Origin of the sequence: Streptomyces sp. NBC_00984 (assembly GCF_045162475.1) — a bacterium.
Classification (GTDB): Bacteria; Actinomycetota; Actinomycetes; order Streptomycetales; family Streptomycetaceae; genus Streptomyces.
Genome location: NZ_CP108734.1, coordinates 5,726,595 through 5,746,698, shown reverse-complemented (window position 1 = coordinate 5,746,698; position 20,104 = coordinate 5,726,595). Strand labels below are relative to the sequence as shown.

Sequence of the window (20,104 nt, the reverse complement as noted above, 5' to 3'; positions counted from 1 at the left end):
CGCCCCCGGTGTCCCGTACGCATTGTCCCTACCTGACCTACTCCCGGGCCGCACGTCGAGTTCCCGATGCCCTGCCCCATCATGGGACAGTCCGATTGATCACGAGGAGAAACACCGCCCATGCCCAGGCGCCAGGGGTACGCCCTGCTCATCGCCCTCGTGGCGGGCACCGCCGCGCTCGCCGCCACCGTGGCGTTCGCCGGCCCCCTGCTGTTCTCCGGCTCCGGCACCCGGCCGAAGCAGCTCACCGCACCCGACCCGCGGTCCGTGGCCCGTACGCCCGCCGCCCCCGCCCACTCCACCGGCCTCTGGGCCGCCACCTGGGCGGCGGCACCCGTCGCCGGGGTGGTCGACTCCTACAACGGCAGCGCCCTGAACCGACGCACCATCCGTAACGTCGTGCACACCAGCATCGGCGGCGACGCGGCCCGCATCACCCTCTCCAATGTCTTCGGCACCCGTCCGCTGGTCGTGGACCACGCCGCCGTGGCCGGCCGCCCCGTGACCTTCCGGGGCGCCGGCACCGTGACCGTCGCGGCCGGCGGGCAGATCGTCAGCGACCCCGTCGTCGTCCCGGTCGCCGCCGATTCCGACCTCGTGGTCACCCTGCGCACCCCCACCGCCGAGGGGCCCGTCACCATCCACCGGCGCAGCCACCAGACCTCGTACGTGGACACCGCGTGGGGCGCCCGGCAGACCGACGACTGGCGCTACCTCACCTCCGTCGACGTGCACACCACGACCGCCGCCGGAACGATCGCCGTGATCGGCGACTCGCTCACCGCGGGCACCGGCTCCACCCTCGACACGAACAGCCGCTGGCCCGATGTGCTCGCCGACCGGCTGCGCGGCCGGCACGGGGTGGCCAACGCGGGCATCGCGGGCAACCGAATCCTGCGCGACGGGAGCGGCGTACGGGCGAGCGCCCGCTTCGACCGCGACGTACTGGACGTCGCCGGAGTGAAGACCGTCGTCATCGCGCTCGGCATCAACGACGTGCAGCAGTCCCCGCAGGAGACCGACCCGCAGCGCATCGCGGACGGCCTGCGGTCCATGACGCAGCGCGCCCACGCGCGCGGACTGCGGGTCGTCGGGGCGACACTGATGCCGTACGAGGGATTCGGCACCTGGACACCCGCGCGCGACGACGTACGGGAACGGGTCAATGGGCTGATCCGGGCGGGCGGGATCTTCGACCACGTCATCGACTTCGACGCGGCGGCCCGTGACCCCCACCGCCCGACAAGGCTCCGGACGGCCTACGACAGCGGCGACCATCTCCATCTGAACGACGCCGGCTACCGGCTGCTGGGCTCGCTGGTGGACCTGACGGCACTGGTGCCCGACCGGCCCGATTCCGACCAGCTCTGACCTCCTGAGCGCCGGTCAGTCGTCGGACCGGTCCGACGGACCCCGGCCCTTCTCCAGCCGGCCCCGCCCGCGCTCCTGGTCCAGCTCCCGCACCCGCGCCAGCTCCGCATCCCGCAGCCGCTGCTTCTCCGCCTTGCTCCGCTTGCGCTCCACGCCCACGCCGCCCAGCAGCGCGAGCCCGGTGATCCGCACCCGCGGGGAGTCCGGCGACGGGACCCCGTCGTCCTTCGTCCGCTCCCCGAAGCCGCCCAGGATGCCGATGCCCTTGACCTGGACGTCCAGCTCCGGCGGAACCGTCACCTGCATGCCGCCCATGATCGTGAAACAGCGGATGACCACCTCGCGGTCCTCGAAGTTCGCCTCGCGCAGATCGATCTCACCGCCACCCCACATCGCGAACGCGGTGAACTTCCGGCCCACCGTCCAGTTCCCCCGGCGGCCGAAGCCGCCCCAGAGCGCGAACGCGCCACCCGACGTGGCGGGCTTGCCGATCCGGTCCGCCCACCGCCGCTGCGATCCGGTCTGCGCCGGAGCCGCCCCCACCGGGGCCACCGCCACGCCCGGCGCCGGAAGATCCCGCACCAGCGGCTCCAACTCCCCGTGCGTACGCGCCTTGTACGTCGCGTCCAGCCGCTGCTCGAACTCCTCCATCTCCAGCCGGCCCTCGGCGACCGCCTCGCGCAGGGTCTCGGCGACCCGCTCGCGCTCGGCATCGGAGGCACGCATTTCCGGAAGGTCACTTGTCATACCGCGCAGCCTATTGAACGTCCGCATCGCCGTCACAGTCCTAGATGCCGGTGGCGGACTCATACATCTTCGCGATCACGGCCTCGATGTCCGGCTCCCGCACCGACAGGTCGACCAAGGGGTAGTCCGCGGCGATCCGGGCAACCAGCGGAGCAGCCGACTCCGAGGCCGGGAAGGCCAGCCACTGCCGCGGCCCCTCCACCTTCACCGTACGGACCGAGGGCGCCGACTCCAGCCGGATCGGCGGCAGTTGACGCTCCAGGTCGACCACCAGCGTCCGCTCGCTCTCACCCACCTCATGCAGACCGGCGAGGGCACCGTCGTACATCAGGCGGCCGTGGTCGATCACCATCACCCGCTTGCAGAGCTGCTCGATGTCCGTCAGATCATGGGTCGTGAGCAGCACCGTCGTACCGCGCTCGGCGTTCAGGTCCCGCAGGAACCCACGGACCTTGGACTTGGAGACGACATCCAGCCCGATCGTCGGCTCGTCCAGGTACAGCACCTCGGGATCGTGCAGCAGCGCCGCCGCGATGTCGCCGCGCATCCGCTGCCCCAACGACAACTGCCGCACCGGAACGTCCAACAGCTCGCCCAGATCGAGGAGTTCGACACAGCGGTCCAGATTCTCCCGGTAGCGCGCGTCGGGAATCCGGTACATCCGGTGCATCAGGCGGTACGAGTCGCGCAGCGGCAGGTCCCACCAGAGCGTGGTGCGCTGGCCGAACACCACACCGATCCGGTGCGCCAGCCTCGTACGCTCCCGGGAAGGATCGATGCCCGCCACCCGCAGCCGGCCGCCGCTCGGGGTGAGGATGCCAGTCAGCATCTTGATCGTGGTCGACTTCCCCGCGCCGTTCGGGCCGATGTAACCGACCATCTCGCCGCGCGCGACACGGAAGCTGATCGAGTCCACCGCCCGCACCTGGCGGCGTTCACTGCGCATGAAACCAGTCTTGCGACGCACGTCGAAGACCTTCTCCACATTGTCGAGTTCGATGAATCCGGTGGGGGTTCCCGCGTCCATGTCCGATGCCCTGCCTCGTTCGATGTTGTGGATCAACTTCCGGTGCTGCGGTACGCGCGCAGGCCCGAGCGCCAGGCCAGACCGGCGAGCAGCCAGCACAGACCCGCCACCACCGGGGGCAGGAACGCCACCCAGTCCGGCAGCCCCAGCGGGTACTCCCGGCCCAGCACGTACAGCGCGGGCAGCCAGTTCGCGAAGGCCAGCGGCACCACGAATGTCACGCCGCGCACCAGGTCCTTCGCGAAGACCGACGGCGGGTACTGGAGCAGTGTGTTCCCGCCGTACGTGAAGGAGTTCTGCACCTGGGCGGCGTCCTGCGCGACGAACTGGAACGCTCCCCCGGCCACGAACAGCGCCCCGAAGATCGCCGCCCCGCTCAGCAGCATCATCGGCACCATCGCCACCTTCAGCGGCGTCCAGCCGATGTCCAGCGTCACCAGCGCGTACCCCAGCACCAACAGCCCCTGGAGCACCCGCCCCAGCCTGCGCAACGCGAACCGGTCCGCCGCCACCTGGGCGAGCACCGGGGCCGGCCGCACCAGCAAGGTGTCCAGCGTGCCGTCGCGCACCCGCCGACCCAGCCGGTCCATCGAGCCCAGCACCAGGTCGGCGAGGCCGAACGCGGTGCCCGACACCCCGTACAGCAGAGCGATCTCGGGCAGTGTGTAGCCGCCCAACTCGTCCACGTGCGAGAACATCAGCAGGATCGTGACGAAGTCGAAGGCGGTCGCCGCGAAGTTCCCGAACGCCGTCATGGCGAACGAGGCACGGTACGCCATCGTCGAGCGCAGCCACATCATCACGATCAGCCCGTACGCCCGGACACCCTCGACGAGCCTCGACCGTTCGGCGAACACCGCCTCGGGCCAGTCCGCGGGCCGGCCACCGGGCGCGTCCGCCGCCCCGGCCACCTCCACCGCACCGGTCGTGTCAGCCACCCTGGACCACCACCCTCCTCGTCGCCACCGACTGCACCATCCGCCCCACCAGCAGCAGCGCCAGTGCCCAGCCCGCCTGGAAGGCGTACGCCCGCGCCAGCTCCCACCCCGGGTACTTGCCGAGGAACACATCGGCCGGCACCTGGAGCAGCGACGACCACGGCAGCGCCCGCGCGACGTCGCCCAGCACCCCGGGGAACAGCGTCAGCGGGAGCAGCATCCCGGAGAAGAACATCCCGGCCAGCCAGGCCATCTGCGCCGTCCCCGCCCCGTCCAGCAGCCAGAACGCGGAGAGCGCCACCAGATAGCGGATCGCGAAACTCACCACGACGCCGAGCGCCACCGAGACGAGGAAGGCCACCCACACCCCCGGCGACGACGGCAGCGCCAGATCGAAGGCGAGCGATCCCACCAGCATCGGCACGATGCCGCGCCCCAGCAGATGGAACGCGGCACGGCCCAGATCGCCTGCGAGCCACCACAGTTGGAGATCCGCGGGCCGGTAGAGATCGACCGCGATGTCGCCGGTGCGGATCCGCTCGATCAGCTCGTCCTCGAAGCCGCCGCCCATCATGGAACAGGTCATCAGCAGCGCCTGCCCCAGCCAGACGTAGCTGAGCGCCTGGGACATGTCGTAGCCGCCGAGCTGCGGGCGCTCGTCCCACAACGCCACGTAGGTGTACGCCAGGATGAACCCGAAGACGGTATTGGTGAACACTCCCGCCGCCGTGGCGGTCCGGTAGGTGGCGTAGCGCCGGAACCCTCCCGCCGCCACCACCGCGTATAACCGCACCGCATGCACCCCCTCGCCAGGTGCCCAACGGCTTTGGACACCAAAGCGCACGACCCTAGTTCAACAGGGACGGTCGCCGCGACCGCTTTTCGGGGGGCGATTCGGGGTCGATCCGGTGCTTATTCCGTAGAAAAGGGCACTATGGGGGAACTGACCGCGGCCGAGGAGTCTGCACGGACATGAGCGACGAGCCACAGCAGCCGAGCGGGGAACACGAACCCCGGGGCTGGGACCCGAGGGACCCTGCTGCCCACGGCGCCGCCGGGACGCCCGGCGGTACGGGCGGCGAGGACGGGGCGTCCGGCGGTACGGGCAACGGGAGCGGCAAGGCGAAGAAACCCGAGCGCCCCAAGCGCACCGGATGGCGCCGCGCCGTCCCCACCTGGCGGATGGTCCTCGGCGCCGTCCTCCTCGTCGCCGCGCTCCTGATCGGCGGCTTCATCGCCGGATACGAACTCGTCGGCATCCCGGCCGCCAACACCAGCGCCACCGCACAGTCCAACGTCTACCTCTACAAGGACGGCAGCGTCCTCGCCCGCTCCGGCGAGGTCAACCGGGAGAACGTCAAGCTGGCCCAGGTGCCGCTCACCGTCCAGCACGCCGTCCTCGCCGCGGAGGACCGCGACTTCTACTCCGAACGGGCCGTCGACCTCAAGGCCATGGCCCGTGCCGCCTTCAACACGCTCACCGGCAAGGGCAAGCAGGGCGGCTCGACGATCACCCAGCAGTACGTCAAGAACTACTACCTCGGCCAGGAACAGACCGTCATCCGCAAGATCAAGGAGTTCTTCATCGCGGTCAAGCTCAACCGCGAGGAGTCCAAGGACCAGATCTTCGAGGGCTATCTCAACACCAGCTACTTCGGCCGCAACGCCTACGGCATCCAGGCCGCCGCCCAGGCCTACTACTCCAAGGACATCGGCGACATCACCACCGCCGAGGGCGCCTACCTCGCCTCCCTGCTCAACGCCCCCAGCGCGTACGACGTCGTCGTCCACCCCGAGAACAAGGCCGCGGCCCTCGGACGCTGGAACTACGTGCTCGACGGCATGGTCAAGGAGAAGTGGCTCGGCGCCGGCGAACGCGCCGCGATGAAGTTCCCCGTACCCGGCAAGGTCAAGCCGTCCACCGGGCTCTCCGGACAGCGCGGCTACCTCGTCCAGGCCGTCGAGGACTACCTCACCGGCAACGACGTCATCGACGAGAACACCCTCGCCACCGGCGGCTACCGCATCACCACCACCCTGGAGAAGAAGAAGCAGGACGCCCTCGTCAAGGCCGTCGACGACAACGTCATGTCCCACACCAGCCCCGACCGCAAGGCCGACCGCAACGTCCGCGTCGGCGGCGCCTCCATCGACCCCGGCACCGGCCGCGTCGTCGCCATGTACGGCGGCATCGACTACACCAAGCAGTACGTGAACAACGCGACCCGCCGCGACTACCAGGTCGGCTCCACCTTCAAGCCCTTCGTCTTCACCTCCGCCGTCGCCAATGGCTCCACCACCCAGGACGGCCGGCTCATCACCCCCAACACCCTCTACGACGGCACCAACAAACGCATGGTCCAGGGCCCCCACGGACCCACCGGATACGCCCCCGCCAACGAGGACGACATCGACTACGGGCCCATCACCGTCTCCACCGCCACCGACAAGTCCGTCAACGCCGTCTACGCCCAGATGGCCGAGGACGTCGGCCCGGACAAGGTCAAGCAGACCGCCATCGGCCTCGGCCTCCCGAAGAACACCCCCGACCTCACCGCCACCCCGTCCATCGCACTCGGCGTCTCCACCGCCAGCGTCCTGGACATGACCGAGGCGTACGCCACCCTCGCCAACCACGGCCGGCACCGCGCGTACACCCTCGTCGACCGGATCAGCAAGGACGGCGAGGACCTCAAGCTCCCCGACAGCGGGCACACCGAGCAGGCGGTCAGCCGCGAAGCCGCCGACACCACGACCGCGATCCTCCAGAGCGTCGTCGAGGGCGGCACCGGCACCGCCGCCCAGGGCGCGGGACGCCCCGCCGCGGGCAAGACCGGCACCGCCGAGGAGGACAGGGCCGCCTGGTTCGCCGGCTACACCCCCGACCTCACCACCGTCGTCGCCGTCATGGGCCAGGACCCCGAGACCGGCGTACAGAAACCGCTGTACGGAGCACTCGGCCTCGCCCGCATCAACGGCGGCGGCGCACCCGCCCAGACCTGGGCCCAGTACACCGAGGCCGCCCTGCGTTCCACCACGGCCACGGACTTCGACCTCCAACTCGAAAGCGGCGCCGAGGAACCCGCCCCGCCCACCGGCGAGGAATCCAGCCCCGAGAACACCGGAACGCCCTCCGAAACCACCTCCAGCACCCCGCCCAGCAGCCCCGGAAGCACCCCGCCCGGCAGCCCCTCGACCCCCACAAGCAGCGCACCGGCCACCGGCGGCACGGAGACCGGCGGCACGGAGACCGGCAGCCCGGCCGGCGGCACGACGGACCACGGCGGCGCGCAGAACGGCGGCGGTGACAACGGCGACCCCCGCGGCGGCGACAACGGCGGGGGCAGGGGCGCGGGCGGGAACGACATCGGCGGGGACGGCAACGCGCTCCTCCCCGGCACCCGGGGCACCCCGGCGGCCCCGCGTCAGTGACCCGAGGTCGCCTTCAGCCCCACGACGGCGACCAGCAGCAGACAGACGAAGAAGATCCGGGCGGCGGTCACCGGCTCGTTGAGCACCACCATGCCCAGAATCGCCGCACCGGCCGCACCGATACCGACCCACACGCCGTACGCCGTACCGATCGGCAGCGTCCTGGCCGCATGGGACAGCATCACCATGCTCGCCACGATCCCGAGGCCGGTGAACACACTCGGCCACAGCCGGGTGAACCCCTCGGTGTACTTCATCCCGATCGACCAGGCCACTTCCAGCAGACCGGCGACAACGAGCAGAACCCAGGCCATGACGGCACCTCCGACCAGACAGAACACGCGAACAACACGGGTGCGTCGTCTTTTCGAAGCCCGGTACGGCGCGTCTCGTCGGGGTCACCCCACCGTAGCAAAGAACATGCAAAAGGCCTGGTGACACCGGTCACCAGGCCCCACTCACAACTGCTGCGCGTCTACAGATACAGCCCGGTCGAATCCACCGATCCCTCGAACCGGTCCGCCGCCACCGCATGCAGGTCGCGCTCGCGCATCAGCACGTACGCCACACCCCGCACCTCGACCTCCGCACGGTCCTCGGGGTCGTACAGCACCCGGTCGCCCGGCTCCACCGTCCGCACGTTCTGACCCACCGCGACCACCACGGCCCAGGCCAGCCGACGGCCGACCGCGGCCGTCGCCGGAATCAGGATGCCGCCACCGGAACGCCGCTCGCCCTCGGGCGTATCGGACCGGACCAGCACGCGGTCGTGCAGCATGCGGATGGGCAGTTTGTCGTCGGTGTTCTCGCTCACGCCCCGCAACCTACCTGCCCGCCGCGGCCACGCACCCCTCCGGGGTGCACGGGCCGCGATATCAGCTCTTCCGGCGCCGCTTCGACGCCACGACCAGACCCACGACACCCACCGCGAGCAGCGCCGCCGGAATCACCCGCTCCAGCCGCGGGGCCCCGTCCTCGGACACGAACTGTGCCTTCACGTCCGACACCGCCCGGTTCACCGCGACGAAAGCCCGCCCGGCCGTCCGGTCCACGGCCTCGACGGCCTTGGCCTTCACATCACCCATGATCGTATCCGGGTGCACCCGCACCCCGATCTCATCGAGCACCACCGCGAGCTGCTCGCGCCTGCTGATGATGTCCGCCTCGATCTGCGCAGGGGTCCTGGCATCCGACACTGCGCCGCCTCCGTGGTCCTCGTCCGGTAAACCTTCATCGACAGTCTGTCAGCTCGACCACCCGCGCACCCGGCGGCACCCCTATTACGCTCGGTCCCGTACACCCCACGTGCCACCTGAGGAGAACCATGAGCGAGCGACTCCAGCCCGGCGACACCGCCCCCGCCTTCACCCTCCCCGACGCCGACGGCAACGAGATCTCGCTCGCCGACCACAAGGGCCGCAAGGTCATCGTCTACTTCTACCCGGCCGCCCTCACCCCCGGCTGCACCAAGCAGGCCTGCGACTTCACCGACAACCTGGAGCTGCTCGCCGGTGCCGGATACGACGTCATCGGCGTCTCCCCCGACAAGCCCGAGAAGCTCGCCAAGTTCCGCGAGCAGGAAAACCTCAAGGTCACCCTGGTCGGCGACCCGTCCAAGGAGACCCTTGAGGCATACGGCGCCTTCGGCGAGAAGAAGCTCTATGGCAAAACGGTGACGGGCGTCATCCGCTCCACGATCGTCGTGGACGAGGAGGGCAAGGTCGAGCGCGCCCTCTACAACGTCAAGGCCACCGGCCACGTCGCCAAGATCATCAAGGACCTCGGCATCTGAGCCGACCGTCTCCCGGCCCCCGGAATGTCCTGTGCCGCTTCGTCCTCGACCGAAGCGGCACAGGGCATTCCACATCTTGTCGGATATCGGACGTGACACTCCGATAAATGGCTCGTTGATCCGTACGAGGCCACGAACACGCGGCCGGATACGGAGGGGAACGTGGCGGTTCGATACACCCGCGAGTTACTCGAAGAGGCGGCGCGGGAGACCACGAACACGAACGATGCGGTCCGCTGGTGCGGGGGAACACCGACGCCGGGGAGCCGGAGCTATCTGCGCCAGAAGATGGCGCAGGCAGGCGTAGACACATCCCATTTCACGACAGGGCGGATCCGCCATCAGGAAACGCGGCTGCGCGAGGTGGTCGCCGAGTCCGCCAGCATGACTGATGTCCTCCGACGCCTGGGCATCAGCCCGGTTGGAGGCAACCACACTCACATCAGCCGCCGAATCGCAGCACTGGGCATCGACACATCGCATTTCTCTACGCCCCCGCGCTGCCCAAAGGGCCCACGCGGCAATCTGCTCACTCTGAAGTCGCCACTGGATGGAAGGACTCCCGGCGACCGGCTCCGCCGGGAACTCATCCGCATCGGGGTGCCGGAACACTGCGCATCGTGTGGCACAGGCACCGAGTGGAACAACAAGCCGCTGCGGCTTGAGGTAGACCACATGAATGGCGACTGGTGGGACAATCGTCCGGGCAACCTGCGACTACTGTGCCCCAACTGCCATGCGGTGACGGACACTTACCGTGGACGCAAGCGGCGGGCAACGATTTGAACAGGCCGCGGTACACACCCGAGCTGCTTGCCCGGGCGGCAGCTGCGGCGACAAGCCTTGTCGATCTCATGCGTCGACTCGACGCCCCTCTCGCCAGCGGACCTCGCCGGTACCTCCGCATCAGACTGGCGCACTACGACATCGACACGTCGCACTTCATGGATGAGCCGTTACCTCCTCAGCCAGCCCGTTCGTACCCCAGAGAACGCCTGCAGGAGGCAGCAGCCAACTCACACAGCATCCGCGAGATGCTTGAGTTCATGGGCGTCGTGCCGTATGACAGCCTCTACTCCCACATCAGCCGAAAGCTTGAGAAGTTCGGCATAGATACCGCACATTTCACCGGCCCCCGCCGCCAGGGCGACCGGCTCTGCTTCCCTCGCGAAGAGATCACTCGGGCCGTCGCAGAATCACTCAGCATGGCCGGGGTGATGCGCGTGCTCGGGAAGCATCCCTCCGGTGGCGCAGGAAGAGCAAAGGCCCAGCGAAGCATTGCGGTGTACGAACTGTCGACAGCCCATTTCGTGGGACAAGGACACAACGCAGGCCGCTCTCCCTCCACCCGCCGCTCGGCGCAGGACATCCTGCAACGACTCCCTGCCGGGGCGCCGAGGACAAAGACGGCCCTGCTGCGACGAGCACTCGACGAGACCGGGGCACCGCAAGCCTGTGGCGAATGCGGTCTGGGAGGAGTGTGGCAGGGCAAGCGCCTCGTCCTGGAGATCGACCACATCAATGGCGATCGGCTCGACAACCGCCGCGAGAACCTGCGCTACCTGTGCCCGTCCTGCCACAGCCAAACCCCAAGCTTCTCCAATCGCTCCCACCGGCTCCGCGTAGCACGGTAACCTTGGCTTCGTTCTGCGCCCGTACGCCAACTGGTGAGCGGCGACTTTTAGGTAGTCGTGTTTGTGTCGGTTCGAGTCCGACCGGGCGCACCGAATAGCCGAGCACGCCCGGCCCTCTCAACAAGGGGCCGGGCGTTGCCGCGTCACCCCACCAGCTCCCGCACCACCGGCACCAGTGCCCGGAACGCCTTGCCCCGGTGGCTGATCGCGTTCTTCTCCGCCGGGGTCAGTTCCGCGCAGGTGCGGGTGTCGCCCTCGGGCTGGAGGACCGGGTCGTAGCCGAAGCCGTTCGTGCCGGACGGGGTGTGGCGCAGGGTGCCCGTCAGGCGGCCCTCGACCACGCGTTCCGTGCCGTCGGGCAGGGCGAGGGCGGCCGCGCAGGCGAAGTGGGCGCCGCGGTGGGGCGCGTCGATGTCGGAAAGCTGGGCCAGGAGCAGGTCCAGGTTGGCCTTGTCGTCGCCGTGGGTGCCGGCCCAGCGGGCGGAGAAGATGCCGGGGGCGCCGCCGAGCACGTCCACGCAGAGGCCGGAGTCGTCGGCGACGGCGGGGAGGCCGGTGGCCTTGGCGAGGGCGTGGGCCTTGAGCAGGGCGTTCTCGGCGAAGGTGACGCCGGTCTCCTTGACGTCGGGGACGTGGGGGTACGCGTCCGCGCCGACGAGCTCATGGGTGAGGCCGGCGTCGGCGAGGATCGCGTGGAGTTCGGTGATCTTCCCGGCGTTGCGGGTGGCGAGGATGAGGCGGGTCATGTCACCCAGTATCGGGGGTGGTCAGGGCGTGCAGACCTTGCCGATCTCCGCGGCGGCGTCGGTGACCGGGGTGATGTCGGGGGTGGCGTCGCCCTTGTCGATGGAGTCGCGGACGTTGCCGACGCCCTTCTGGAGGTCGTCGACGGCCTTGCCGAGGTCGGCGTTGTCGGTCTTGTCGCCGAGGTCGCCGAGGTCCTTCTCGATCTCGTCGAGGGCTTCGGAGGCCTGTGTGGGGTCGCTGGTGGCGTTGGAGACCGCCTGCTGGAGGTTGTCGACGCTGGTGGCGATGTCGTCGGCGGTGCGGACGCAGTCCAGCGCCTTGTCGACGGCGCCGCAGCCGGACGCTGCGGTGAGGGCGAGGGCGGTCAGGGTCAGCGCGACGGTGATGCGGCGATGGCGGGCGGCCTTGGCCATGGTGCGGTTCCTCCCCGGATGCGGATACGCGGACGGGCGCACGGTTCGACCCGTGCGCCCGTGTTCGTAACGACGCGCTGTGGTGCGTACTTGGTTGCTTCTTTACTCGCCGAGGGTGTGGGCGAGGGCCTCGTGCTGGATGGCGGTCAGGTCCGCGCAGCCGGCCGTGGCGAGGTCGAGGAGGGCGCCCAGTTCCTTGCGGTCGAAGGGGGTGGCCTCGGCGGTGCCCTGGACCTCGACGAAGCGGCCGTCGCCGGTGCAGACGACGTTCATGTCGGTCTCGGCGCGGACGTCCTCCTCGTAGCAGAGGTCGAGGAGGGGGGTGCCGTCGACGATGCCGACGCTGATCGCGGAGACGGTGTCGGTCAGCGGCTTGCGGCCGTGCTTGACGATCTTCTTGTGCTGGGCCCAGGTGACGGCGTCGGCGAGGGCGACGTAGGCGCCGGTGATGGCGGCGGTGCGGGTGCCGCCGTCGGCCTGGAGGACGTCGCAGTCGAGGACGATGGTGTTCTCGCCGAGCGCCTTGTAGTCGATGACGGCGCGCAGGGAGCGGCCGATGAGGCGGCTGATCTCGTGGGTGCGGCCGCCGATCTTGCCGCGGACGGATTCGCGGTCGCCGCGGGTGTTGGTGGAGCGGGGCAGCATGGAGTATTCGGCGGTGACCCAGCCCTCGCCGCTGCCCTTGCGCCAGCGCGGGACGCCTTCGGTGACGGAGGCGGTGCAGAAGACCTTGGTGTCGCCGAAGGAGATGAGTACGGAGCCTTCGGCGTGCTTGCTCCATCCGCGTTCGATGGTGACGGGGCGGAGCTGTTCGGGGGTGCGGCCGTCGATACGAGACATGGCGTCGACTTTATCGGGTGCGGGCGTGGCGTCCGTTCGGGTGCGGGGCGGTCCCGGTCCGCACCCGGTCCGGGTGCGGCACAGGCCCCGTCGGGGTGGGCGGGGCCTGTACGGTGCCGAGCGGTCGGCTCAGCGGGGGGTCCGGCGGCCGGTCACATCATGTCTTCGATGTCGGCGGCGATGGGGTCGGCGTCGGTGCCGATGACGACCTGGATCGCGGTGCCCATCTTCACGACGCCGTGGGCTCCGGCGGCCTTGAGCGCGGCTTCGTCGACCTTGCTCGGGTCGTGGACCTCGGTGCGGAGGCGGGTGATGCAGCCTTCGATCTCGTCGATGTTCTCGATACCGCCGAGCCCGGCGACGATCTTCTCAGCCTTGCTGGCCATGGCCTTCTCCCTGGTTCTTCACATGCGTGCGACGGCCCGCTCTGGGTCCGTTTCGTCACCGTAACGCACGTTTGGCCCAGCTTCGCGAGCGGGTGGCCGGACCGTCCTCAATGATGACGATCACCGGCGCCCTGTCTTCCAGGCGGGTTACGCACCGTACCTCAACTGGTCTACACCAGTCTGCAACGACCGCCGAACGCACCGTGTTCCGGGAGGATGCCGATGAGCTCGAGCAGTGCCGCAGTGCCGCAGAAGACGTGGTGGAACGGCCTCTTCCAAGGCCTCCAGAAGATGGGCCGCAGCCTCCAGCTCCCGATCGCCGTGCTGCCGGCGGCCGGCATTCTCAACCGGTTGGGCCAGCCGGACGTATTCGGCGACGAGGGCCTGGGCTGGAACAACATCGCCAAGGTGTTCGCGGCTGCGGGCGGTGCGCTGCTCGACTCGGGCCTCGGCCTTCCACTGCTGTTCTGCATCGGTGTCGCGATCGGCATGGCGAAGAAGTCGGACGGCTCGACCGCGCTCGCCGCGGTGGCCGGCTTCCTCGTCTATTACGCGGTGCTGCACGCCTTCCCGGTGGACTGCGCCCCGGGTTCGACGTTCACCTCGGGCGGCACCTGGTTCGGTACCTGCGTGACCGGCGACGCCAAGGTCACGGCCGCCGAGTACCAGAACCCCGGCGTGTTCGGCGGCATCGTGATGGGCCTGCTGTCCGCCTGGTTCTGGCAGCGGTACCACCGGGTCAAGCTGGTGGACTGGCTGGGCTTCTTCAACGGCCGCCGGCTCGTCCCGATCATCATGGCCTTCGTCGGCCTCCTCTTCGCGGGCCTGTGCGCCTGGTTGTGGCAGCCGATCGGTGACGGCCTGACCAGCTTCTCCAAGTGGCTGGTGGACCTGGACTGGGTGGGCTCCGGCATCTTCGGTCTCGCCAACCGCGCGTTGCTGGTCATCGGCCTCCACCAGTTCCTGAACACGTTCGTCTGGTTCCAGTTCGGCGACTTCACCAAGCCGGACGGCACGGTCGTGCACGGTGACATCAACCGCTTCCTGGCGGGCGACCCGACGGCCGGCCAGTTCACCTCGGGCTTCTTCCCGATCATGATGTTCGCCCTCCCCGCGGCGGCGCTGGCGATCTACCACTGCGCCAAGCCGCATCGCCGCAAGGCGGTCGGCGGCATGATGCTCTCGGTCGGCCTGACGTCGTTCGTGACGGGCATCACCGAGCCGATCGAGTACTCGTTCCTCTTCGTCGCACCACTGCTGTACGGCATCCACGCGGTGCTCACCGGTGTCTCGATGGCGGTGACATGGGCACTCGGGGTCAAGGACGGCTTCAGCTTCTCGGCGGGTCTGATCGACTACGTCATCAACTGGAGCCTGGCGACCAAACCCTGGCTGATCATTCCGATCGGCCTGGTATTCGCCGCCGTGTACTACGTGATCTTCCGGTTCGCGATCACCAAATTCAATCTCCAGACGCCGGGCCGCGAGCCCGATGAGCTGGAGGAGGAGATCGAGAGGAACCTCACGAAGTAGCAGGTCGAAAAGGTTTCCGGCCCCGCCGGAGCAGTCCCCCCAAGGCCCTCGGACCCACGCGGTCCGGGGGCCTTCGGCATGTCACCGAGCGTGGGTGATAGCTCATGCGAAGTAATCGGAATTTGCAGGTTCCTTATCTGTAGCTCACCATGCTAAAACTGGTCTACACCACTGAGTGGTCCAGACCACGTGGCGTTCTGCCGCGTTTGTCGAGTCGTCGCCTCCCCCCTCAAACGACCTGGGCGGCGCCTTGTCCCATGGAGGAAGCTGATGTCCACGGCAGACACCGCACCCGCGGTCACCAAGAAGAAGGGTGCCGGCGTGATGTCGGTCATGCAGCGCATCGGCCGCAGCCTCATGCTGCCGGTCGCGGTGCTGCCGGCGGCCGCGCTCCTGGTGCGTCTCGGCCACGACGACATGCTCGGCAGGGCCTCGTTCCCGGACTTCGTCACCAAGATCGCGAGCTTCATGGACGCGGGTGGCAACGCGATCCTCGACAACATGGCGCTGCTGTTCGCCGTCGGCATCGCGATCGGCTTCGCCAAGAAGTCGGACGGTTCGACCGCGCTCGCGGCCGTCACCGGCTACCTGGTCTTCCAGAAGGTGCTGGCCACCTTCACCGACAGCAACCTTCCGCAGGTCGCGACGGTGGTCGACGGCAAGATAGTCATGACGGACGCCCCCGTGGACGCCAAGGTCCTCGGCGGTGTGGTGATGGGCATCGTCGTGGCGCTGCTCTACCAGAAGTTCTACCGGACGAAGCTGCCCGCCTGGGCGGGCTTCTTCGGCGGCCGCCGCCTGGTCCCGATCCTCTCCGCCTTCGCGGGTCTGGTCATCGGCGTCGTCTTCGGTTACATCTGGCCCGTGCTCGGCACCGGGCTGCACAACTTCGGCGAGTGGCTGGTCGGTTCCGGCGCGGTCGGCGCGGGCATCTTCGGTGTCGCCAACCGTGCGCTGATCCCCGTCGGCATGCACCACCTGCTGAACTCGTTCCCGTGGTTCCAGGCCGGTGAGTACCACGGCAAGAGCGGCGACATCAACCGCTTCCTGGCCGGTGACCCGACGGCCGGACAGTTCATGACCGGCTTCTTCCCGATCATGATGTTCGCCCTCCCGGCCGCGTGCCTCGCGATCGTGCACTGCGCCCGTCCGGAGCGGCGCAAGGTCGTCGGCGGCATGATGTTCTCGCTCGCGCTCACCGCGTTCGTGACCGGTGTCACCGAGCCGATCGAGTTCACGTTCATGTTCATCGCCCCGGTGCTGTACGCGATCCACGCGGTGCTCACCGGTGTCTCCATGGCCCTCACCTGGGGGCTCGGTATGAAGGACGGCTTCGGCTTCTCCGCGGGTGCCGTCGACTTCTTCCTGAACCTGGGCATCGCGAGCAAACCGTGGTTGCTGGTGCTGGTCGGCCTCTGCTTCGCGGTGGTCTACTACGCGGTCTTCCGCTTCGCGATCACCAAGTTCAACCTGCCCACTCCGGGCCGTGAGTCCGACGAGGAGCTCGCCGAGCTGCTCAAGGCCGAGGCGAAGTAACCCTCGCCACCGCACGACGAAGCCCTCATCTCCCACGGCGGGAGGTGAGGGCTTCGTCGTGCGGCCTGATCCGAACGAGAGACCCTAGACCTCGTACACCGCTCCCGGCACCGCTACCTCCGCCGGTCCGTGGAAGACCGTGCGGGCGTCGGCCAGGTTGCGGTCGGCGTCGGTCCACGGCGGGATGTGGGTCAGGACGAGGCGGCCCACTCCGGCGCGGGCGGCGGTCTCGCCCGCCTCGCGGCCGTTGAGGTGGAGGTCCGGGATGTCCTCCTTGCCATGGACGAACGATGCTTCGCACAGGAACAGGTCGACGCCCTCGGCGAGTTCGTCCAGGGCGTCGCAGATCCCCGTGTCACCGGAGTACGCCAGCGAGCGGCCGCCGTGCTCGATCCGGATCGCGAAGGTCTCGACGGGGTGGCAGACCTTCTCCGTACGGACCGAGAAGGGGCCGATCTCGAACGATCCCGGCTTCAGCGTGTGGAAGTCGAAGACCTCGCTCATCGCGTGCTCGGACGGGGTGTCGGCGTGTGCGGTGGTCAGCCGCTGCTCGGTGCCGTCGGGCCCGTAGACCGGGAGGGGGGCGGAGCGGCCCCCGTCGTGCCGGTAGTAGCGGACGACGAAGTACGCGCACATGTCGATGCAGTGATCGGCATGGAGGTGGCTGAGGAAGATGGCGTCGAGGTCGTAGAGACCGACATGGCGCTGCAGCTCGCCGAGGGCGCCGTTGCCCATGTCGAGGAGCAGCCTGAAGCCGTCGGCCTCTACGAGGTAGCTCGAACACGCTGATCCCGCGGACGGGAACGAGCCGGAGCAGCCGACGACGGTGAGCTTCATGGAGCGTGAACCTCCGAGACGTGGGAACGGGGAGGGTTCGTGCGGTCTGTTGAGCGGTTTGTCGAGCGTAAGGCGCGAAACAGCCGGTCGCTCCTCCACGGCCGTCCGTTGTGGGGGAACTCACCTGCTCTGTCACCGGTTCGATGGAAGCGGTGGTGACGCCGGTACGGTCGGGACATGGACATGTCCTGGTGGTGGATCGCGCTCGTTCTTGTCGTGCTGCTCGCGCTCGTCGCGGCGGTCGCCGATGGGCGGGGGCGGGGCGGTCGCGGCCCTCGTGGGCGTTCCCGCAGGTCGGCGGGTACGGCGGGTACGCGCACCGGTGGGCGTCCGGGTGGGCGGACCCGCCCGCCGGCGGGGCCCGGACGGGGGCCGGGGCCGGAGCGGAGGCCGCGGCCGGGCGAGATCTGGTGGGCCGAGGTGCCGTACGAGGACGGGCCCGGGGGGAAGGACCGGCCGTGTCTGGTGCTGTCGGTACGGGGCGACTCGGCGCTCGTCGCGAAGATCACCAGCAAGCGTCACGAGGACCGGCCCGGGGTGATCGTGCTGCCCGCGGGGACGGTGGGGGACGCGCAGGGACGGGCGAGCTTCCTGGAGACGGACGAGCTGCGGGAGGTCGCCGTGCGCGGGTTCCGGCGACGGGTGGGGGTCGTGGACGCGGCGGTGTGGGAGCGGGTGCGGGGGCTCGGATGAGGTGGGGCGGGGTGGGCGCGGGCGGGGTTCGCCCGCGCCCTGGGCCTGTCCGGCCCTGATCCGCCGGACAGGTCCGGGGCCCTACGCCCAGAGCTGGCCGTGCAGCGTCTCGATGGCCGCTTCCGTGGTCGGGGCCGTGTAGACGCCCGTCGACAGGTACTTCCAGCCGCCGTCCGCGACGACGAAGACGATGTCGGCCGGCTCCCCCGCCTTGACGGCCTTGTTCCCCACTCCGATCGCCGCGTGGAGCGCCGCGCCGGTGGAGACGCCCGCGAAGATGCCCTCCTGCTGGAGGAGTTCGCGGGTACGGGTGACCGCGTCCGCCGAGCCGACGGAGAAGCGGGTGGTGAGGACCGAGGCGTCGTAGAGCTCGGGGACGAATCCCTCGTCGAGGTTGCGGAGCCCGTAGACCAGGTCGTCGTAGCGCGGCTCGGCGGCGACGATCCGGATGTCCGGCTTGTGTTCGCGCAGGTAGCGGCCGACGCCCATGAGCGTCCCCGTGGTGCCGAGGCCGGCCACGAAGTGGGTGACGGACGGGAGGTCGGCGAGGATCTCCGGGCCGGTGGTGGCGTAGTGGGCGCCCGCGTTGTCCGGGTTTCCGTACTGGTAGAGCATGACCCAGTCGGGGTGCTCGGCGGCCAGTTCCTTGGCGACGCGCACCGCTGTGTTGGAGCCGCCCGCCGCCGGGGAGGAGATGATCTCGGCGCCCCACATGGCGAGCAGGTCGCGCCGTTCCTGGGAGGTGTTCTCCGGCATGACGCACACGATGCGGTAGCCCTTGAGCTTGGCCGCCATGGCGAGCGAGATGCCGGTGTTGCCGCTGGTGGGCTCCAGGATGGTGCAGCCGGGGGTCAACCGGCCGTCCTTCTCCGCCTGTTCGACCATGTGGAGCGCGGGGCGGTCCTTGATCGAGCCGGTGGGGTTGCGGTCCTCCAGCTTGGCCCAGATGCGGACGTCGTCCGAGGGTGACAGCCGCGGCAGGCGGACGAGCGGGGTGTTGCCCACCGCGGCGAGCGGGCTGTCGTACCGCATCAGTTCATGCCGCCGGCGACGGCCGGGAGGATTGTGACGTTGTCGCCGTCGTTGAGCTCGGTGGAGATGCCGTCGAGGAAGCGGACGTCCTCGTCGTTGAGGTAGACGTTGACGAAGCGGCGGAGTTCGTTGCCGTCGACGATGCGCTCGCGGATGCCGTTGTGGCGGCTCTCCAGGTCCGTGAGGAGGTCGGCGAGGGTCGCTCCGTTGCCCTCGACGGACTTGGCGCCGTCGGTGTAGGTGCGGAGGATGGTCGGGATGCGGACCTCGATGGCCATGGCGTGGGCTCCTGTCGGAAACGGAGAGGTGGCGTGGGGCGCGCGGCTCTGCCCCCGCGCGGGGGTCGGTGCGTGACGTGTGGTGCTCGGGCCGCGGGCCCGGCTCAGGCCTTGCGGCCGGCGGGCAGGCGGCACGTACAGATCGCGCTGGAGAGCCTGCACAGGTCGACGTGCAGGCGCGCGACGAGCAGCATGCCCGGCGTCTTGTCGCTCACGTCATGGGGAACCATGCGCTCATCGTATCGATTCCCGGTCCGTAATCCCGAGTGTGATCTCACCTGATGGATGGTGGGCGTTCGGCAGGCGGACGGGGCCGTGGTGGGTCCGGTCCCGTCCGCCGGTGGGCGGCCTGCCGGTGTCCGGCGGTACGGCGTGGTCAGGCGGTTTCGTACGCCTCGACGACCTCGACGTCCTCCTCGGTGATCTCGCCGTCCACGATGCGGTACGAGCGGAACTGGAAGGGGCCCGCGTCGTCGGTGTCCGCCGTGGAGACGAGGACGTAGTGGGCGCCGGGCTCGTTGGCGTAGGTGACGTCGGTGCGGGAGGGGTAGGCCTCGGTCGCGGTGTGGGAGTGGTAGACGATCACCGGCTCCTCGTCGCGGTCGTCCATCTCGCGGTAGAGCTTGAGGAGGTCGGCCGAGTCGAACTCGTAGAAGGTGGGTGACCGGGCGGCGTTGAGCATCGGGATGAACCGTTCGGCCCGGCCGGTCCCGGCCGGGCCCGCGACCACGCCGCACGCCTCGTCGGGGTGGTCGGCGCGGGAGTGCGCGACGATCTGGTCGTGGAGCGCCTTGGTGATGGTCAGCATTTCGCCAGGATAGGCATGCGGGCCCCTGCGTACCGAAGTGTGGTACGCAGGGGCCCGCAT

General features: G+C 69.2%; 24 protein-coding genes, 1 tRNA gene and 1 riboswitch. Of the genes, 9 read left to right on the top strand and 16 right to left on the bottom strand.

Features of this window, described 5'->3' with window-relative positions; genetic code table 11:
• The first annotated feature begins 120 nt into the window (after nucleotides 1-120).
• Nucleotides 121-1,371 (top strand): SGNH/GDSL hydrolase family protein, encoded by a 1,251-nt coding sequence (locus OG520_RS25660; RefSeq protein WP_406014741.1) that lies wholly within the window; start codon nucleotides 121-123, stop codon nucleotides 1,369-1,371.
• A gap of 15 nt (nucleotides 1,372-1,386) precedes the next feature.
• Here the strand turns inward: OG520_RS25660 and OG520_RS25655 are convergent, their stop codons facing one another.
• The 4 genes from OG520_RS25655 to OG520_RS25640 all read right to left on the bottom strand — a co-directional run bounded on the left by OG520_RS25655 (nucleotide 1,387) and on the right by OG520_RS25640 (nucleotide 4,876).
• Nucleotides 1,387-2,097, bottom strand: a complete 711-nt coding sequence (locus OG520_RS25655; protein ID WP_399329637.1) for a DUF1707 domain-containing protein — start codon at nucleotides 2,095-2,097, stop codon at nucleotides 1,387-1,389.
• 61 nt (nucleotides 2,098-2,158) lie between these two features.
• Nucleotides 2,159-3,145, bottom strand: a complete 987-nt coding sequence (locus OG520_RS25650; RefSeq protein WP_406014740.1) for an ATP-binding cassette domain-containing protein — start codon at nucleotides 3,143-3,145, stop codon at nucleotides 2,159-2,161.
• A gap of 32 nt (nucleotides 3,146-3,177) precedes the next feature.
• Nucleotides 3,178-4,056, bottom strand: coding sequence for an ABC transporter permease (locus tag OG520_RS25645; protein WP_399329657.1), 879 nt, complete (start codon nucleotides 4,054-4,056; stop codon nucleotides 3,178-3,180).
• Between the two features lie 19 nt (nucleotides 4,057-4,075).
• Nucleotides 4,076-4,876, bottom strand: coding sequence for an ABC transporter permease (locus tag OG520_RS25640; RefSeq protein ID WP_406014739.1), 801 nt, complete (start codon nucleotides 4,874-4,876; stop codon nucleotides 4,076-4,078).
• A 179-nt stretch (nucleotides 4,877-5,055) separates the two neighbouring features.
• Between OG520_RS25640 and OG520_RS25635 the strand changes: the two genes are divergently transcribed.
• Nucleotides 5,056-7,515 carry a transglycosylase domain-containing protein gene (locus OG520_RS25635; protein WP_406014738.1) on the top strand — a complete coding sequence of 820 codons (2,460 nt, stop codon included), beginning with the start codon at nucleotides 5,056-5,058 and terminating at the stop codon, nucleotides 7,513-7,515.
• Here OG520_RS25635 and OG520_RS25630 read toward each other — a convergent pair.
• From OG520_RS25630 to OG520_RS25620, 3 genes are all read right to left on the bottom strand, one after another.
• Complete coding sequence (locus tag OG520_RS25630) at nucleotides 7,509-7,829, bottom strand: multidrug efflux SMR transporter (protein ID WP_329818232.1); 321 nt, start codon at nucleotides 7,827-7,829, stop codon at nucleotides 7,509-7,511. The genes OG520_RS25635 and OG520_RS25630 overlap by 7 nt on opposite strands.
• Before the next feature lie 39 nt (nucleotides 7,830-7,868).
• Nucleotides 7,869-7,933, bottom strand: a riboswitch (guanidine-III (ykkC-III) riboswitch).
• Between the two features lie 57 nt (nucleotides 7,934-7,990).
• Nucleotides 7,991-8,329, bottom strand: coding sequence for a co-chaperone GroES (locus OG520_RS25625; RefSeq protein WP_030923137.1), 339 nt, complete (start codon nucleotides 8,327-8,329; stop codon nucleotides 7,991-7,993).
• 61 nt (nucleotides 8,330-8,390) lie between these two features.
• The gene (locus OG520_RS25620) at nucleotides 8,391-8,711 is read right to left on the bottom strand and encodes a DUF3618 domain-containing protein (RefSeq protein ID WP_072484096.1); all 321 of its coding nucleotides are present in this window, start codon (nucleotides 8,709-8,711) and stop codon (nucleotides 8,391-8,393) included.
• A gap of 128 nt (nucleotides 8,712-8,839) precedes the next feature.
• Here OG520_RS25620 and bcp point away from each other — a divergent pair, with 128 nt between their 5' ends.
• From bcp to OG520_RS25600, 4 genes are all read left to right on the top strand, one after another.
• Nucleotides 8,840-9,307, top strand: a complete 468-nt coding sequence (gene bcp / locus OG520_RS25615; protein WP_389971813.1) for a thioredoxin-dependent thiol peroxidase — start codon at nucleotides 8,840-8,842, stop codon at nucleotides 9,305-9,307.
• A 162-nt stretch (nucleotides 9,308-9,469) separates the two neighbouring features.
• A complete protein-coding gene (locus tag OG520_RS25610) occupies nucleotides 9,470-10,093 on the top strand; it encodes an HNH endonuclease (RefSeq protein WP_406014737.1) in 624 nt (207 codons plus the stop codon).
• Nucleotides 10,094-10,341: 248 nt separating this feature from the next.
• Nucleotides 10,342-10,941 carry an HNH endonuclease signature motif containing protein gene (locus OG520_RS25605; protein WP_406014736.1) on the top strand — a complete coding sequence of 200 codons (600 nt, stop codon included), beginning with the start codon at nucleotides 10,342-10,344 and terminating at the stop codon, nucleotides 10,939-10,941.
• 15 nt (nucleotides 10,942-10,956) lie between these two features.
• Nucleotides 10,957-11,031, top strand: a tRNA-Leu gene (locus OG520_RS25600).
• A 53-nt stretch (nucleotides 11,032-11,084) separates the two neighbouring features.
• On the opposite strand, the gene rdgB is transcribed toward OG520_RS25600, so the two are convergent.
• The 4 genes from rdgB to OG520_RS25580 all read right to left on the bottom strand — a co-directional run bounded on the left by rdgB (nucleotide 11,085) and on the right by OG520_RS25580 (nucleotide 13,327).
• Entirely contained in the window at nucleotides 11,085-11,687 is a 603-nt protein-coding gene (gene rdgB, locus OG520_RS25595) for an RdgB/HAM1 family non-canonical purine NTP pyrophosphatase (protein ID WP_406014735.1), read from the bottom strand.
• A gap of 21 nt (nucleotides 11,688-11,708) precedes the next feature.
• Nucleotides 11,709-12,101 carry a hypothetical protein gene (locus OG520_RS25590; protein ID WP_406014734.1) on the bottom strand — a complete coding sequence of 131 codons (393 nt, stop codon included), beginning with the start codon at nucleotides 12,099-12,101 and terminating at the stop codon, nucleotides 11,709-11,711.
• Between the two features lie 102 nt (nucleotides 12,102-12,203).
• The gene (rph, locus tag OG520_RS25585; protein WP_389971823.1) at nucleotides 12,204-12,941 is read right to left on the bottom strand and encodes a ribonuclease PH; all 738 of its coding nucleotides are present in this window, start codon (nucleotides 12,939-12,941) and stop codon (nucleotides 12,204-12,206) included.
• 152 nt (nucleotides 12,942-13,093) lie between these two features.
• The gene (locus OG520_RS25580; protein ID WP_014156020.1) at nucleotides 13,094-13,327 is read right to left on the bottom strand and encodes a glucose PTS transporter subunit EIIB; all 234 of its coding nucleotides are present in this window, start codon (nucleotides 13,325-13,327) and stop codon (nucleotides 13,094-13,096) included.
• Nucleotides 13,328-13,549: 222 nt separating this feature from the next.
• Here OG520_RS25580 and OG520_RS25575 point away from each other — a divergent pair, with 222 nt between their 5' ends.
• Together OG520_RS25575 and OG520_RS25570 are read left to right on the top strand one after the other, a co-directional pair.
• A complete protein-coding gene (locus tag OG520_RS25575) occupies nucleotides 13,550-14,860 on the top strand; it encodes a PTS transporter subunit EIIC (RefSeq protein WP_389971825.1) in 1,311 nt (436 codons plus the stop codon).
• Nucleotides 14,861-15,130: 270 nt separating this feature from the next.
• Complete coding sequence (locus OG520_RS25570) at nucleotides 15,131-16,396, top strand: PTS transporter subunit EIIC (RefSeq protein WP_266418705.1); 1,266 nt, start codon at nucleotides 15,131-15,133, stop codon at nucleotides 16,394-16,396.
• Between the two features lie 84 nt (nucleotides 16,397-16,480).
• On the opposite strand, the gene OG520_RS25565 is transcribed toward OG520_RS25570, so the two are convergent.
• Nucleotides 16,481-17,233 carry an MBL fold metallo-hydrolase gene (locus tag OG520_RS25565; RefSeq protein ID WP_406014733.1) on the bottom strand — a complete coding sequence of 251 codons (753 nt, stop codon included), beginning with the start codon at nucleotides 17,231-17,233 and terminating at the stop codon, nucleotides 16,481-16,483.
• A 177-nt stretch (nucleotides 17,234-17,410) separates the two neighbouring features.
• On the opposite strand from OG520_RS25565, the gene OG520_RS25560 reads away from it, so the two are divergent.
• Nucleotides 17,411-17,926 carry a type II toxin-antitoxin system PemK/MazF family toxin gene (locus OG520_RS25560; protein WP_406014732.1) on the top strand — a complete coding sequence of 172 codons (516 nt, stop codon included), beginning with the start codon at nucleotides 17,411-17,413 and terminating at the stop codon, nucleotides 17,924-17,926.
• 81 nt (nucleotides 17,927-18,007) lie between these two features.
• Here the strand turns inward: OG520_RS25560 and OG520_RS25555 are convergent, their stop codons facing one another.
• The 4 genes from OG520_RS25555 to OG520_RS25540 form a co-directional block, all read right to left on the bottom strand.
• Nucleotides 18,008-18,958, bottom strand: coding sequence for a PLP-dependent cysteine synthase family protein (locus OG520_RS25555; protein ID WP_266418699.1), 951 nt, complete (start codon nucleotides 18,956-18,958; stop codon nucleotides 18,008-18,010).
• The gene (locus tag OG520_RS25550; RefSeq protein ID WP_399329644.1) at nucleotides 18,958-19,236 is read right to left on the bottom strand and encodes a MoaD family protein; all 279 of its coding nucleotides are present in this window, start codon (nucleotides 19,234-19,236) and stop codon (nucleotides 18,958-18,960) included. Before OG520_RS25550 ends, OG520_RS25555 begins: the two co-directional genes overlap by 1 nt.
• A gap of 104 nt (nucleotides 19,237-19,340) precedes the next feature.
• A complete protein-coding gene (locus OG520_RS25545) occupies nucleotides 19,341-19,466 on the bottom strand; it encodes a putative leader peptide (protein ID WP_256088703.1) in 126 nt (41 codons plus the stop codon).
• A 146-nt stretch (nucleotides 19,467-19,612) separates the two neighbouring features.
• Nucleotides 19,613-20,044, bottom strand: coding sequence for a M67 family metallopeptidase (locus OG520_RS25540; protein ID WP_266418696.1), 432 nt, complete (start codon nucleotides 20,042-20,044; stop codon nucleotides 19,613-19,615).
• Nucleotides 20,045-20,104 lie beyond the last annotated feature (60 nt).

What these genes read in the sequence shown, in the direction of transcription:
- bcp (WP_389971813.1), top strand. Translation starts at nt 8,840, where the DNA reads ATGAGCGAGCGACTCCAGCCCGGCGACACCGCCCCCGCCTTCACCCTC.
- OG520_RS25655 (WP_399329637.1), bottom strand. Translation starts at nt 2,097, where the DNA reads ATGCGTGCCTCCGATGCCGAGCGCGAGCGGGTCGCCGAGACCCTGCGC.
- OG520_RS25580 (WP_014156020.1), bottom strand. Translation starts at nt 13,327, where the DNA reads ATGGCCAGCAAGGCTGAGAAGATCGTCGCCGGGCTCGGCGGTATCGAG.
- OG520_RS25630 (WP_329818232.1), bottom strand. Translation starts at nt 7,829, where the DNA reads ATGGCCTGGGTTCTGCTCGTTGTCGCCGGTCTGCTGGAAGTGGCCTGG.
- rph (WP_389971823.1), bottom strand. Translation starts at nt 12,941, where the DNA reads ATGTCTCGTATCGACGGCCGCACCCCCGAACAGCTCCGCCCCGTCACC.
- OG520_RS25635 (WP_406014738.1), top strand. Translation starts at nt 5,056, where the DNA reads ATGAGCGACGAGCCACAGCAGCCGAGCGGGGAACACGAACCCCGGGGC.
- OG520_RS25605 (WP_406014736.1), top strand. Translation starts at nt 10,342, where the DNA reads ATGCTTGAGTTCATGGGCGTCGTGCCGTATGACAGCCTCTACTCCCAC.
- OG520_RS25565 (WP_406014733.1), bottom strand. Translation starts at nt 17,233, where the DNA reads ATGAAGCTCACCGTCGTCGGCTGCTCCGGCTCGTTCCCGTCCGCGGGA.
- OG520_RS25555 (WP_266418699.1), bottom strand. Translation starts at nt 18,958, where the DNA reads ATGCGGTACGACAGCCCGCTCGCCGCGGTGGGCAACACCCCGCTCGTC.
- rdgB (WP_406014735.1), bottom strand. Translation starts at nt 11,687, where the DNA reads ATGACCCGCCTCATCCTCGCCACCCGCAACGCCGGGAAGATCACCGAA.
- OG520_RS25540 (WP_266418696.1), bottom strand. Translation starts at nt 20,044, where the DNA reads ATGCTGACCATCACCAAGGCGCTCCACGACCAGATCGTCGCGCACTCC.
- OG520_RS25545 (WP_256088703.1), bottom strand. Translation starts at nt 19,466, where the DNA reads ATGGTTCCCCATGACGTGAGCGACAAGACGCCGGGCATGCTGCTCGTC.
- OG520_RS25550 (WP_399329644.1), bottom strand. Translation starts at nt 19,236, where the DNA reads ATGGCCATCGAGGTCCGCATCCCGACCATCCTCCGCACCTACACCGAC.
- OG520_RS25560 (WP_406014732.1), top strand. Translation starts at nt 17,411, where the DNA reads ATGGACATGTCCTGGTGGTGGATCGCGCTCGTTCTTGTCGTGCTGCTC.
- OG520_RS25660 (WP_406014741.1), top strand. Translation starts at nt 121, where the DNA reads ATGCCCAGGCGCCAGGGGTACGCCCTGCTCATCGCCCTCGTGGCGGGC.
- OG520_RS25575 (WP_389971825.1), top strand. Translation starts at nt 13,550, where the DNA reads ATGAGCTCGAGCAGTGCCGCAGTGCCGCAGAAGACGTGGTGGAACGGC.
- OG520_RS25570 (WP_266418705.1), top strand. Translation starts at nt 15,131, where the DNA reads ATGTCCACGGCAGACACCGCACCCGCGGTCACCAAGAAGAAGGGTGCC.
- OG520_RS25650 (WP_406014740.1), bottom strand. Translation starts at nt 3,145, where the DNA reads ATGGACGCGGGAACCCCCACCGGATTCATCGAACTCGACAATGTGGAG.
- OG520_RS25590 (WP_406014734.1), bottom strand. Translation starts at nt 12,101, where the DNA reads ATGGCCAAGGCCGCCCGCCATCGCCGCATCACCGTCGCGCTGACCCTG.